Below are 504 nucleotides of genomic sequence, written 5' to 3'. Positions count from 1 at the left end.
GCCGCCATTTCCCAGCTTGGTCTGGACGTTCGTGACGATTCCATCCCAGCCGACCTGATACAAGATCAAAGCCGTCACCGCGATCAGCCACGCGCTCATCACCACGAATTGAAGAAAATCAGTGATGAGCACCGAGAGCATTCCGCCCAGAACTGTGTATATCGCGACGAAAATCAGCAGCGCGGTCATCATCGCTTCGAGATAACGTGTCTCGATGCCGCAACTGATCACCAGGAACTGCCCGCCGACGCGAAGGAACACACCCATGTTCAGCAGGCCGCCCAGCACGATCACGACGCCCGACAACCAGCGGACAAATGGTCCGTAGCGTGATTGAAACAACTCCGGGATCGTCATGACGCCTGAATCGCGCAGGGGCTTGATGCAGAACCCAGTCCAGCCGACAACGAACATCGCAATCGCGTTGCATATCCCGGGAATCGCGCCCGCGAACCCGCGCGTGAAACCGCCCTCCGCCGTGTACATGCACGTGACGATGCCGAA

General features: G+C 58.3%; 1 protein-coding gene. It reads right to left on the bottom strand.

The window, feature by feature from the left end; genetic code table 11:
• On the bottom strand, nt 1-504 hold a 504-nt coding region (locus JNK74_30580), incomplete at both ends, for a sodium:solute symporter family protein (protein ID MBL7650514.1).

The sequence above is a fragment of the Candidatus Hydrogenedentota bacterium genome (genome assembly GCA_016791475.1).
Taxonomy (GTDB): Bacteria; Hydrogenedentota; Hydrogenedentia; order Hydrogenedentales; family JAEUWI01; genus JAEUWI01.
The sequence above is the reverse complement of the archived record's forward strand: the minus strand, read 5'-3'. Positions and strand labels throughout refer to the sequence as shown.